Here is an 11,896-nt window from a genome sequence, read left to right on the forward strand (position 1 = left end):
ACGTCCGAGACGGGTTTGCGCAGCGCTGGTACGGCCCGCCCCCCGGCCGCGTACTCTGTCCCCCAATCCAGCTCCCCCTTCATGAAGTGAGCCTCCGGCCATGCCCACAACACCTGGAATGTCGATGGACATGACGACCGTCGGTGACACCGGTCTTCTCGACACCCTGCAGCACGAGGTGGCGGTCTTCGCCCGTCGTGCCGAACAGACCCGGCTCGGCGGAGTGGGCCAGGTGCGCAACTCCATGGACCGCGCCGCGTACCTGCTGCTCAACCGGCTCGACAAGGAAGGACCGATGGGCGTCAAGGCGCTCGCGGCGAGCATGGGCATCGACTCGTCGACGGTCACCCGTCAGGTGGCGCCGCTCGTCGACACCGGCCTGGTCAAGCGCACCTCGCACCCCGAGGACGGCCGCGCGGTGGTCCTCCAGCTGTCCCCGCGCGGGCAGTCCCGGCTGGAGGAAGTGCGCTCCTCCCGGCGTCAGTTGATGGCCGAGCTGACACACGACTGGGCACCGGAGGAGCGCGAGGCGTTCTGCACGCTCCTCACGCGCTTCAACACCGCCCTCTCCTCCCGGATGGCGGTCCAGGGCGTTCCGGGACCGGAGGCGCAGTCCTCCTAGACAAGCGTCCTCTCAGGTACCCGCACGCGCGCGTGGCGCCCCGCCTCTTGACCGGACGGCCACACCGGGCCTCATATGAGATCGGGTCCTCGGAGACCGGATCCTCGGAAACCGGGTCCTCGTGGTCGTACGAGGCCGACGTACGGCCATCCGCAGGCGGGGAGGTGCGGTGCGGCAACGGCAGGCGTCCCAGAGCACGCGTCGCGCCCGGGAGTTCGAGGCGTTCGTCGCGGGCGCGGCCGGACGGCTGCTGCATGCCGCGACGCTCCTGACGGCGGAGGCCCCGGACGACAACCCGCGCGCGCGACGTCTGCTGACCCTGGCGCTCGCCCACACGTACGCGTGCTGGGACCGGCTGCGCGGCGAGGATCCCTACGACCGGGCCCGCGAGTACGTCGCCCTGCGCTTCGCCCACGGGGCCTGGCGCCGCCACGGCATCCTGCTCGGCGGCCGCACGCCCCCTTCCGGCCCGTTGTCCCGGCTGGCCCCCCAGGAGCGTCTTGTCCTCGTGCTGCGCCTCTACGAGGGTGTGGCCGAGGAACAGGCGGCGGCCCTGCTCGGCCTGCCGGTGGAACGCGTCCGCGCGATCTGCGACCGGGCGACGGCCACGCTGATGCACCCACCGCGTGGGCCCGCACCGGTGGTGATGGGACCGAAGGTGGCGGCGTCATGAGACACACGGGTCGCTCCGGGAGGCGCACGTGAACCGGACCCAGCGCGAGGCCGCGGTGCGGCGGCTCATGGAGCGGGGAACACCGCAGGTACCGGCGGATCTGTACACGGACTCCGTGCGGCGGGGCTCGCGCATGCTGCGGCGCAGGACCGCGGCGCGCCGGCTCATGTGGCTGCTGCTGCTCGCCGCGAGCGTGGCGTTCGTGGTGTGGGCGCTGACCGCGCGCCCGTGGGTGGAGCCGCCGTCCACGACGACTCCACCGATGACGGGCTGGTGAAACCCGGTCCGGCCTCCCGGCCGGCGGCTACTTGGCCAGCGCCTGCTGCAGGTCCTCCAGCAGGTCGTCGACGTTCTCGATGCCCACGGACAGGCGCACGAGGTCGGCGGGGACTTCGAGGGCCGAGCCCGCCACGGACGCGTGCGTCATCCGCCCGGGGTGCTCGATCAGCGACTCGACGCCGCCCAGGGACTCCCCCAGCGTGAAGATCCTGGCGCGGTTGCAGACCTCGACGGCCGCCTCCTCGCCGCCCTCCACCCGGAAGGAGACCATGCCGCCGAAGGACCGCATCTGCTTGGCCGCGACCTCGTGGCCGGGGTGCTCCGCCAGGCCGGGGTAGAGCACCTGCGTCACGCGCGCGTGCCGGGTCAGCATGTCGGCGATCTTCGTGGCGTTCTCGCTGTGCCGGTCCATGCGCACCGACAGCGTCTTGGCGCCGCGCAGCACCAGCCAGGAGTCGAAGGGCCCGGCGACCGCGCCCATCGCGTTCTGGTGGTACGCCAGCTCCTCGCCGAGCGTCTCGTCGGCGGTGACCAGCGCGCCGCCCACGACGTCGGAGTGGCCGCCCATGTACTTGGTCAGGGAGTGCACCACGACATCGGCACCGAGCGACAGGGGCTGCTGGAGGTAGGGCGTCGCGAAGGTGTTGTCGACGACGAGCTTGGCGCCCGCGTCCCGGGAGACCTGGGCGACGGCGGCGATGTCGGTGATGCCGAGCAGCGGGTTGGAGGGGGTCTCCACCCACACGGCCTTGGTCTTCGGGGTGATCGCGGCCCGTACGGCGGCCGGGTCGCTGGTGTCGGCGACCGACCACTCGACGCCCCAGCGGGCGACGACCTTCGCGAAGAGGCGGAACGTGCCGCCGTACGCGTCGTTGGGGATGACCACGTGGTCGCCGGGGCTGAGCAGCGTACGCAGCAGGCAGTCCTCGGCCGCCAGTCCGGACGCGAACGCGAGGCCCCGGCGGCCGCCTTCGAGGGCGGCGAGGTTCTCCTCCAGGGCGGTACGTGTGGGGTTGGCGCTGCGGCTGTACTCGTAGCCGCCGCGCAGACCGCCCACGCCGTCCTGCTTGTAGGTCGAGACCTGGTAGATCGGCGGGACCACCGCGCCGGTGAGGGGATCCGCGGTGTTGCCCGCGTGAATCGCGAGGGTCTCGAAGTGCTGACTGATGTGCCTGTCGCTCATGGGCTCCGAGGGTAGTCCGCCCGGAGGACCGATGACGGACGACGGGCTCCCGACGGCCGTACGGCAGGGTTTTCCCCAGGTGTTCGGGCCGGTCCGGGAGGTTATCCCCAGGGCGTCCGCGCCGGTCCGGGGAGTTTTCCACAGGGCGCGGACCGGGTTGGGCAATTGTCGGCGGCGTCTGGAACTCTTGGGGCATGGAGATTCTCTGGGTCCTGATGGCGGCGGTCCTGCTGGGCTTCGTCCTGCTTCCGTTCCTGCGGCGCAGGCGGGGCGGGATCGAGCAGGTCCCGGCGGGCCACCCGGACGCCGCGGACCCGGCGGACTACGGCTTCGTACGGCAGGAGGAGCTGGACATCCGCATGCCCGGCCCCGACCAGGACCTGCTGGACGTCCTGGACCTGGTGCAGCGCACGCAGGACTACAAGGCCGCCGCCCAACTCCTGGCGGGCACTGAGCGGGAGGGCGAGCTGCGCTGGCAGCGCGTGCAGGCCTTCGCCGGGGCCGCCTCGCTGGAGCTTCAGCAGCGGCCGGGCGGGGTCAGCGAGGCGCCGGGCGGACAGTGGCTGCGGGTGTGGCGGGCCGAGCAGCCCAAGGACGCGGGCGGCGCGGCGGTGCACGCGGAGTTCCTGGTGCAGCAGGCGTGGCGGACGTCGACCCCGGGCACGGACGAGTTCCGGATCATCATGGAGGAAGCCAGGGCGGCCTGCGGCGAGGCGGCACTGCTGGCTCCCGGCGATCCGGTCCCGTACCTCGTCGGGCTCTCGGTCGCGCGTGGACTGGCCTATTCCCAGGCGGAGTTCGAGCAGCTGTGGCTGAAGATCCTGGACCGCGCGCCGAACCACATGGGGGCGCACCTGGCCGCGCTCCACTACTGGTGCGAGAAGTGGCACGGCTCGCGGAAGCTGGCGTACGACTTCGCGGAGGCGGCGGCCGCCCGGGCCCCGCACGGCTCGCTGCTCGCCGCGATGCCGTTGTTCGCGGTCTTCGAGCATCTGCCCGAGGTCAATCTGGTCAGCGGTTTCTACCAGAGCGAGGTCGTCACCAAGGCCATGCACGGCGCGCTGCACGCCGTGCACTCGGCCCGCGCCGACGACCCGATGCTGGCCCACGTCCGCCATCTGCTGGTCTTCTTCCTGGTGCGCGGCGAGCGCTGGGCGGAGGCCATGAACCAGCTCGTGCACATCGACGGCCACGTCGGCGCCCTGCCCTGGACCCTGTCCGCCGACCCGGCCGCGGAGTTCGCGATATACCGGGCGCTGGCAGTGGCGGGCTACGAGGCGAACGGCGGCAGCCCGGCGACGCTGACGCAGTGACGCGGTGATTTCTTCGGGGGCCGTCGCTCGCGGGTGCGGTCTCCCGCGAGGGGGCGCGCTTCAGAGCACACCCGCTCTCGATGCCGGTCTCGGGCCGAGGGGGCGGTCGCGGAGTGTCGGGCGGGTGAGGTCGCCGCCGTGCCGAGGCACGTCCCGAGCACGTGGAGGCTCTGCGCGACGCCGTCATGGACCAGTTCCCACCCGATGCCGAGGAAGGTCGGCTCTGGCCTATGCGCTCGGTCCCGACGCGGTGCTGCGGTTGCCGGGCTGGTTCGGAGACTTCCTGCTCGACGCCGAGCAAGTCCGTGCCCAGCTGCCTGCGACCGAGGAAGCCACTGCCCTGGTCGTCGACGGCCCACTGCGCGTTCTCCGCCACGCCGCTCGCACAGGCCAGGGCGCGGCTGGCCACATCCGCTGGTACTGACGGAGCGGCGCGGCGCTCAGAGGCCGGTTGGGTGGCTGGAAAGCCAGTCTGTGTGTTGGTCGCGCACACAGTCACGCTCTGGGGCGTGGCAAGGATGACGTCTGCTCCGCCGCCGTAGGGATGGTGGATGCGCTGCAGTGCCGTGTCGGCAACGAAGACTTCGACGAGCGCTTCATCCGCGACGGCTCGCAACAGCCCGTCGAGGCAACCTCGGTTCCACCGACGGCGGTCGGCGTACAGACGTGTGTGGGTGTGGAATTGCGGGTCGGAGTCGTCCTGCTCCGACTCCGTCCACCAGCGGATGCCGTCGGGGTGGAGTATCTGTCGCGGTGTCGGGTAGCCCGCGGGTCCGGTCGGTGTGTCCGACCAGTCCATGGTCACCACAAACACGTCCGTGCCCGCGAACAACTCGTCGAGGATCGTGTTGTACCGGTCCAGCACGATCGCGTACTCGTCCTCGAACTCCGGGTAGCGCTTCGAGCCGGGAAGGCTGTGGAAACGCACCCAGCGATCCGCGTACCTGGTTCGAAACGTGTGAGCGACGGGTGGGCCCGACGGATGGCGTTCCCTCCACAAGGCCACCAGGAGATCAGGGTCGATGACGGAATTCCTCCCTGGCCGAAGCCGTACGCGGTTTGACCTGGCTCACCAAGCCGCGTTCACGGATCTTGCCGCCATGTGGCCCGTGGGCGGTACCGGCGGTCGTGATCGGATTGCCGGTCAGGGGCACAGGTGAGTCAAGAGTTCTGCACCGGCGGGGTACTCCTGCTCACGGGGGAGCAGTCGCGCAGCTGAGTCCAGTTCGCCGCCCTTGACGAGTGCGTGCATCTCATTGGCGAGCGGAGTCACGTCACTGATGGACACGATCCACTCGTCCGCGTAACGCGACGATGCCTCACCCGAGAGCCCAAGCTGCAGCGAGCGGTACGGCAGGGGACGCAGGTCCAGATCCCGTTCGGGATCCCACTGGACACGGGCCGGTGCGCGCTTGAGGTCCCGCTGCCAGGCGCCGCGGTCGGAGTGCAGTCCGCGGACGTAACTCGCCAGGCAGGCATGGCGCAGCGCCCACTCGAAGCCGTCGCGAGTGATCTCGACGGCGAGGACGGTCTCCTGCCCCTCCTTCGTGCCCCAGCCGGAGCGGTACATCATCCACATGAAGCTGGGCTTGATCCACGTCATGCGGCCAGGCTTCCACGCGGCGGGAAAGCGGCCGTCTCGGATGGCGGGCAGTCCGATCTCAGGGGAGTACGCCTGGTAGACGGTGATCGTGGATGCCGTGTGGAGCGCGCGGATCCTGCGGTGCGGTTCTTCCATGGCGTACAGCGTGACCTCGGCCGACTCGGGTGACCACCGGTTTTCGACCGTTGCGCAACCCGACGGAGCACGCCGGGAGCGAACGGCAGGCAGTCGCCCGTACGGCCCACCGTCTGTGGGAGGGTGCGGCATGACCCACTATCTACGGTTCTTCTTCGAGGCCGGCGTGGACACCCCGCTGTGGCCGGAGGACCCGGCCAGTCCGTACGGCTGTCCCTGCGACCTGGCACGCCTCCCGATCAAGCCGGAGACAAGGGCCGAGCCGGCCGGGTTGAGCGAGTGGTACCAGTCGTCGATCGACCGGGATTGTCCGCCCAATCCGTCGCCGTGGTCCGGCGAGGAGCTCCGGCAGTTCAAGCAGCGGGCAATCAGCACTCTGGAAGAGTTGCGTCGGGAACTGGGGGCGGGCTGGGTCGTCCGGGACGAGAGCCTGCTCTGAGACTGAGCCGCCGGCAGAAAGCGGTTTGTGAGCGCGGCTTGACCTCGGAAATCAAGCCGCGTTGACAACCTCTCAGCCGTCCTCGGGTGACTCTTCCTGTACCGGTGCGCCATGGCCGATGGTCATGGACCAACGCACGGCTGAAGGTGCTTCGACCGAGGCGACGCCGTCCCGGTCCGCCCCTGTCAGGTCCACCTGGTTCTGGATGGTGCTGACCTTGTCGGCGACGCATGGCTGCGAGAAGGAGACGTGCACGGACCGCACGACAACCTTGATCTTCCCTTCGCCCTGGCAGCTCACCGCGACAATGAGGGCGTCGCCTTTCCCGCCCTTGCTGTAGGCGATGCCGGCATTCCCGTTGGTCATTTCCTGGCGGCCGGCGAGAGTCTCACCCTCGTCCAGCTCCGGCGGCTTCTGCACCGAGGGTTGTGCGGTGCTCGGCGCGGCGCTTGCCGTTGCCGGGCTGGGCGAGGAGGAATGCCGCGGCTGCGTAACCTGCTTGCTTTCCGGATGATCTGTTGTGCACGCGGCCGCGGGAAAGGCCATCGCAGCGCACAGGAGGCTCAGTCCTGTTGCACGGGTCCAGCGCGGCATATCAGTCCTTCCAGAGGCGGCGTGCAGAGGAGGGTGGGTTGCTGCCCTTGCAGTTCTTCGGCATGTTCCAGCAACCGATGCGATCATGTCAGTGCTGGGGACGGGCTAACGGCTTCCTCGCGTTTCCTGAGGAATACGTGAGGTTCACCTGCGACACCTCGCTCACAACCTGTCTGTCCAGTCACGCGCGTCAGTGGTGGTGACCCCGCCCATGGCGCCAGGAGGTGGGCAAGCGATTCGGCTCAGCGGGACAAGGGCGTTCCCGCGGCGGCAGCCCGGTCGCCGACGCCCGTGCGTCACACGTCGCTGACGTAGACCATCAGTGTCTACTCGCGCTGTTCGGCCAGGTGGAAGGCCGTGTAGGCGTAGTCGGTCGGCCCGTGCTGGGGGTGGCGCAGGCGTTTGCGGCCGCTGCGGCGGGCCGGTACGTCGCACTGCGGCCACCAGGACCGTACTTGAGGGCTGCCGTCGTGCAACTCCCCGACCAGGCGGATGCAGCGGGGGTGGTCGGGGTGGCGGCTGGAGAGGCTGCGGGGGCGGGCGAGGAGCCCGCCGGCCTCGGATTCCCAGTCGAGGACGACGGATCGGGCGATCGGCTCCAGGAAGACCCAGGGGACGCACGCCTGGTTCGGGTGGAGCAGGTGCGGGACCGCTGCCGCTTCCGGGGTGAGCGGCTCGGGTTCCTCGGGTCAGGGTGTCGTCGGTCGGTGGCCCGCGAGGCGGCACAGGTGATCACGCTCGTGCGCGTCGAGCCGCAGGGCCGCCGCGAGGGCGTTCAGGACCTGCTCGGATGCGCGGATGTCCGGCCCTGCTCCAGGTACGTGTACCAGGTGGCGCTCATGCCGGCGAGCAGGGCCGGTTCCTCCCGGCGCAGGCCCGGGGTCCGGCGGCGGCCCGTGCGGGGCAGCCGCCGTCGTCGGGAGTGAGGCGTTCCCTGCGGGGGCGGAGGAAGGCGCCCAGCCGACGCCGCCGACCGGACGGTTCGGACTGCTCGGGCTGCTCGGCCATGACGGCCTGGCCCCACCACCGCGTCCTGCTCTCCCGCGGCAGCGGCACGCCCCACCGCGATCCGCCCGGCGAGCGGTGGTGGCACGCCTTCCACTCCGACTACTCCGAACTCCGGGCTGTCGGCTTCTCCCCCGCCAGGTGTGTGACGCCCGGGGAGGGAGGCTTCAGCCAGCAGACGGCAGCCAACAGACGGCCGGCGTCAGGCGTCAGCCCTCCGCACGTGCCGGCAGACGCCAGCCCGGGCGCGGGAAGTGGCAGGTGTAGCCGTCCGGGTAACGCTGGAGGTAATCCTGATGCTCGGGCTCGGCCTCCCAGAACGGACCGACCGGCTCCACCTCGGTGACGACCTTGCCCGGCCAGAGTCCGGAGGCGTCCACGTCCGCGATCGTGTCCTCGGCGATCCGCTTCTGCTCGTCGTCGACGTAGTAGATCGCCGAACGGTAGCTGAGGCCGATGTCGTTGCCCTGGCGGTTCTTGGTGCTCGGGTCGTGGATCTGGAAGAAGAACTCCAGGATCGTGCGGTAGTCGGTCGCCGCCGGATCGAAGAGGATCTCGATGGCCTCCGCGTGCGTTCCGTGGTTGCGGTACGTCGCGTTCGGCACGTCGCCACCGGTGTATCCGACCCGGGTCGCCGTCACCCCCGGGAGGCGGCGGACCAGGTCCTCCATCCCCCAGAAGCACCCGCCCGCCAGCACGGCCCTCTGCGTCTGCGCGGCCATCACGGCCCTCCCATGTCTGTCATCGCTCAGCTCGGTCATTGGGGCGGCTCGGCTCGCACGGCTCGCACACCACCGGCGCGCCTTGCCCATTCCCCTCAACAGAGGAGGGCCTCCCGCGATTCCGCGCCCGACCGGAGTCCGTCCGAAGCCCGTCCGGAACCAGTCCATTGACGCCCCCGCCGAACGCGCCGTGTCAAGCATTTCGACCCCGTTGAAAAAGATCCGCGGCCGCCGCCTCCCCACCCTACGATCGCCTGCATGCTGATTCATCGGACATTACGGATGATCGTCGTACTCGCTCTGGCCCTCACCGGAGCGCTCGGGGGTGCCGTGGGGACGGCACAGGCCGAGGGGAACCCGTCCTCGAACGACCGGCAGTTGCTGTACTACAACCACTCCTACGGGGTCTTCGACCGGGAGACCGCCGACGCCATCGAACACTCCGACTACCTGAGGGACTTCGCCAACTTCCAGGTCCGCACCACGACCGGCACCGGCGGACAGACCTGGACCGGCCGCTACCTGATGGGCCGCGAGACCTATCTCGAACTGTTCGGCGTCGGGGACATCGCGGGCCAGGACGGCACCCTCGGCTCGGCCGGGCTGGGCCTGTCCACCGAACGGGACGGTGACCTGGCGACGGTCACCGAGCGCCTGAAGAGCGAGGGGGTCGCCGACCCCATCGAGTTCCTCCAGACCCGGGACTTCGGTGACGGGGTGCCCGTGCCGTGGTTCGACGCCATCCTCACCGCCACCGAGTACGACGCCTTCGGGGCCTGGGCGATGGAGTACCGGCCGGAGTACTTCGCCGATCCCCGCGGCAAGACCGAGCCCGCGAGTTTCCCCGGTGACGTCGGCCGGGAGCGTGTCCTGTCCGACGACTACGGCACTCACCTGATGCGTGACGTGACCTCCGTCCGCATCGCGGTCACCGAGGGCGACCTCGCCGACACCGTGCCGCTGCTGCGGGCCGGCGGGTTCGCCGTCAAGAACGTGGCCGGCAGTGGTGTCGTCGCGCAGGGGGGCGGCACCACGATCCGGTTCGACTCCGTCCCGCGTGAGCAAGCCGGGTTCCAGCGGGTCGAGATGTCGCTCAACCGGCCTGTGAAGGACCGGCACGTGGAGCAGATCGGTCACTCGACGCTCACCGTCGGCCCGGGCAGCCGTGCCGTGTGGACGTTCGCAGCCAACGGCACCCGGTAGCCGGACAGCAGACAGAGGGCAGAGGGCAGAGGGCAGCAGACAGCGGGTGCGCCCCCTACGAGGGGCGCACCCCCACGCGTCCCCCTGCCCCGAGAGACCTCAGCGCCCACTGCCGTACGGCCGCGTCAGAATCTCCAGCCGGTGGCCGCCCGGGTCGTCGAAGTACGCGCCCCGGCCTCCGTCGTTTCGGTTGATCTCGCCGGGCCGGTGGTGGAAGGGGTCCGCCCAGTACGTCAGCCCCGCCTCCCGGATCCGGGCGAAGATCGTTTCGAAGTCGTCCTCGGAGACGAGGAACGCGTAGTGCTGTGGCGTGATCTCGTCGGTCGTGTCCACGTAGTCGAGGGTCACGCCGTTGGGGATCGCGACCGGGACGAAGGGGCCGTACTGCGGGCTGACGCTCAGGCCCAGGATGTCGGCCAGGAAGCGGGCCGAGGTGTGCTTGTCGTGTGCGGCGACGATGGTGTGGTTCAGCTGAACGGTCATCGTGGAGGCCTCCTCCTCACGACCATACTCCGCAAGCGGTTAAGGTAAGCCTTGCCTTAGTGGATCAGCGAGAACCCGGCACCACCGGAGTAGTCGTGCGTACAGCAGCAGTGCAGGCCGTCCTGGCCTCGATCGTCGTCGGAGGGCTGCTCGCCGGCTGCTCGTCCTCGGACACCGGCGGGACGACCGGGAAGGCCGACCGAAACCCGGTGCTGGGGGCCGCGTCGGGGCCCATCGCGTTCGTCGGGCTCGCGGTGCCGCACCTGGCCAGGCGGCTCGTGTCGGGCGGCCACCGGGCGGTGCTGCCGCTGTCCGCGTTGCTCGGTGCCGCGTTGTTGGTCGGGGCGGATGTGGCGGGCCGGGTGGTGCGGGCCCCCGCGGAGGTGCCGGCCGGAGTGATGACCGCGCTGGTGGGGGTGCCGGTGCTGGTGTTTCTCGTACGGCGTCGGGGGGCCGTCTCGTGAAGGGGGCTCGGCGTGCCGGCGCGCCCACGGATGTGCGTCGGCGCGGGGGCGTGGTCCTGCGCGACCAGCATCCGGCGAGCCGTGTCCGCCGGACGACGGCTGCCGTCCTGCGCCCGCACCCCCGCCTCTCCTTCCTCGTCCACCGTCGCTCCGTCGGCGTGGCCCTCGGCCTGCTCGCGCTCCTCCTCGCCGTCATGGCCGTCTCGGCCTGCCTCGGGCAGACCTACGTCTCCCCCGCCGAGGTCTGGCGCACCCTCCGTACCGGAGCCGGGCCGTACGATCTCGTCGTCAATGAGCTGCGCGTCCCCCGGATCGTGCTCGGCGCCCTCGTCGGGGCCGCGCTCGGGGCGGCCGGGGCGCTGGTGCAGACCGTCACCCGCAATCCGCTCGCCAGTCCCGACGTGATCGGGGTCGGACACGGGGCGGCGGCCGCCACCGTGCTCGCTCTCGCCACGGGGACGGTCGGCTCGCCCGCCGCCATGCCGGCCGTCTCCGTCGCCGGAGGTCTCGGCGCCGCCGCCCTCGTACACGTGCTCGCCTGGCGGCGCGGTATGCAGGCCGGCCGGTTCGTGCTCGTCGGCGTCGGGATCGGGGTCGCCCTGTCCGCCGTCGTGCAGCTGTATCTCGCCGACTCCGAGCTGGAAGCCGCCGAGCAGGTGAAGCTGTGGCTGACGGGGAGTCTCAACGGGCGCGGCTGGGAGCAGGCCGGGCCCCTGGGCGTCGTACTCCTGCCGGCTCTGCCCGCCCTGGTGTGGGCGGCCAGGGCCGCGCGGCCGCTCGGGCTCGACCCGGACACCGCTGCCGCGCTGGGCGTACGGGTGGACCGGGTGCGGCTCGGCCTGACCGTGCTCGGGGTGGTGCTCGCCGCGACCGCCACCGGGGCCGCAGGACCGATCGGGTTCGTCGCGCTGACCTCGCCGCAGCTGGCCCGGCTGCTGACCCGCACGCCCCAGCTGCCGCTGCTGTGCTCGGCTCTGACCGGCGCCCTGGTCCTGGTGGCCGCCGATCTCGTCGCGCGGACGCTGCTGCCGCCGCTGGAGATCCCGGTCGGGGCGCTGACCTCGCTGGTCGGGGGGCCGTATCTGCTGTGGTTGCTGGGTCGGCGGAGCGCCGTACGGTGAACCGCCTGCCAGGAGGGCCGTGCGCCGAAGGGCCCCGGTACGGAACCGGGGCCCTTC

12 protein-coding genes and 3 pseudogenes are annotated in these 11,896 nt (G+C 70.8%); 8 read left to right on the forward strand and 7 right to left on the reverse strand.

All coding sequences use genetic code 11. From position 1 onward, the window contains the following. The first annotated feature begins 118 nt into the window (after positions 1-118). From RKD20_RS16420 to RKD20_RS16430, 3 genes are all read left to right on the forward strand, one after another. Complete coding sequence (locus RKD20_RS16420) at positions 119-622, forward strand: MarR family winged helix-turn-helix transcriptional regulator (RefSeq protein ID WP_020118471.1); 504 nt, start codon at positions 119-121, stop codon at positions 620-622. Between the two features lie 169 nt (positions 623-791). Further along, a complete protein-coding gene (locus RKD20_RS16425; RefSeq protein WP_424878384.1) occupies positions 792-1,295 on the forward strand; it encodes a sigma factor-like helix-turn-helix DNA-binding protein in 504 nt (167 codons plus the stop codon). A 28-nt stretch (positions 1,296-1,323) separates the two neighbouring features. Further along, positions 1,324-1,572, forward strand: a complete 249-nt coding sequence (locus tag RKD20_RS16430; protein ID WP_424878385.1) for a hypothetical protein — start codon at positions 1,324-1,326, stop codon at positions 1,570-1,572. 27 nt (positions 1,573-1,599) lie between these two features. Here RKD20_RS16430 and RKD20_RS16435 read toward each other — a convergent pair whose 3' ends face one another. Then, on the reverse strand, positions 1,600-2,757 hold the full coding sequence (locus tag RKD20_RS16435) for a cystathionine gamma-synthase (RefSeq protein WP_391174943.1): 1,158 nt from the start codon (positions 2,755-2,757) through the stop codon (positions 1,600-1,602). 194 nt (positions 2,758-2,951) lie between these two features. Here RKD20_RS16435 and RKD20_RS16440 point away from each other — a divergent pair, with 194 nt between their 5' ends. Next, positions 2,952-4,070, forward strand: coding sequence for a hypothetical protein (locus RKD20_RS16440; RefSeq protein WP_424878386.1), 1,119 nt, complete (start codon positions 2,952-2,954; stop codon positions 4,068-4,070). 556 nt (positions 4,071-4,626) lie between these two features. Here RKD20_RS16440 and RKD20_RS16445 read toward each other — a convergent pair. Both RKD20_RS16445 and RKD20_RS16450 read right to left on the reverse strand, forming a co-directional pair. After that, a pseudogene (locus RKD20_RS16445) lies at positions 4,627-5,076 on the reverse strand (DUF3885 domain-containing protein); the annotation flags it as partial. A gap of 138 nt (positions 5,077-5,214) precedes the next feature. Next, positions 5,215-5,808 (reverse strand): DUF4291 domain-containing protein, encoded by a 594-nt coding sequence (locus RKD20_RS16450; protein ID WP_424878387.1) that lies wholly within the window; start codon positions 5,806-5,808, stop codon positions 5,215-5,217. A gap of 130 nt (positions 5,809-5,938) precedes the next feature. Between RKD20_RS16450 and RKD20_RS16455 the strand changes: the two genes are divergently transcribed. Then, complete coding sequence (locus tag RKD20_RS16455) at positions 5,939-6,247, forward strand: hypothetical protein (protein ID WP_424878388.1); 309 nt, start codon at positions 5,939-5,941, stop codon at positions 6,245-6,247. A 72-nt stretch (positions 6,248-6,319) separates the two neighbouring features. On the opposite strand, the gene RKD20_RS16460 is transcribed toward RKD20_RS16455, so the two are convergent. The 3 genes and pseudogenes from RKD20_RS16460 to msrA form a co-directional block, all read right to left on the reverse strand. Then, positions 6,320-6,841, reverse strand: a complete 522-nt coding sequence (locus tag RKD20_RS16460; RefSeq protein ID WP_424878389.1) for a hypothetical protein — start codon at positions 6,839-6,841, stop codon at positions 6,320-6,322. A 326-nt stretch (positions 6,842-7,167) separates the two neighbouring features. Next, positions 7,168-7,849 (reverse strand): annotated as a pseudogene (locus RKD20_RS16465) (helix-turn-helix transcriptional regulator). 206 nt (positions 7,850-8,055) lie between these two features. Further along, the gene (msrA, locus tag RKD20_RS16470) at positions 8,056-8,568 is read right to left on the reverse strand and encodes a peptide-methionine (S)-S-oxide reductase MsrA (protein ID WP_424878390.1); all 513 of its coding nucleotides are present in this window, start codon (positions 8,566-8,568) and stop codon (positions 8,056-8,058) included. Positions 8,569-8,850: 282 nt separating this feature from the next. On the opposite strand from msrA, the gene RKD20_RS16475 reads away from it, so the two are divergent. After that, positions 8,851-9,771, forward strand: a complete 921-nt coding sequence (locus tag RKD20_RS16475) for a DUF5829 family protein (RefSeq protein WP_424878391.1) — start codon at positions 8,851-8,853, stop codon at positions 9,769-9,771. Between the two features lie 99 nt (positions 9,772-9,870). Here RKD20_RS16475 and RKD20_RS16480 read toward each other — a convergent pair whose 3' ends face one another. Continuing rightward, complete coding sequence (locus tag RKD20_RS16480; RefSeq protein WP_424878392.1) at positions 9,871-10,254, reverse strand: VOC family protein; 384 nt, start codon at positions 10,252-10,254, stop codon at positions 9,871-9,873. Positions 10,255-10,472: 218 nt separating this feature from the next. Here RKD20_RS16480 and RKD20_RS16485 point away from each other — a divergent pair. Both RKD20_RS16485 and RKD20_RS16490 read left to right on the forward strand, forming a co-directional pair. Beyond that, positions 10,473-10,718 (forward strand): annotated as a pseudogene (locus tag RKD20_RS16485) (iron chelate uptake ABC transporter family permease subunit); the annotation flags it as partial. A gap of 50 nt (positions 10,719-10,768) precedes the next feature. Beyond that, positions 10,769-11,839 carry a FecCD family ABC transporter permease gene (locus tag RKD20_RS16490; protein WP_424883232.1) on the forward strand — a complete coding sequence of 357 codons (1,071 nt, stop codon included), beginning with the start codon at positions 10,769-10,771 and terminating at the stop codon, positions 11,837-11,839. Positions 11,840-11,896 lie beyond the last annotated feature (57 nt).

This window comes from Streptomyces sp. SLBN-8D4, from assembly GCF_049739545.1.
Classification (GTDB): domain Bacteria; phylum Actinomycetota; class Actinomycetes; order Streptomycetales; family Streptomycetaceae; genus Streptomyces; species Streptomyces canus_C.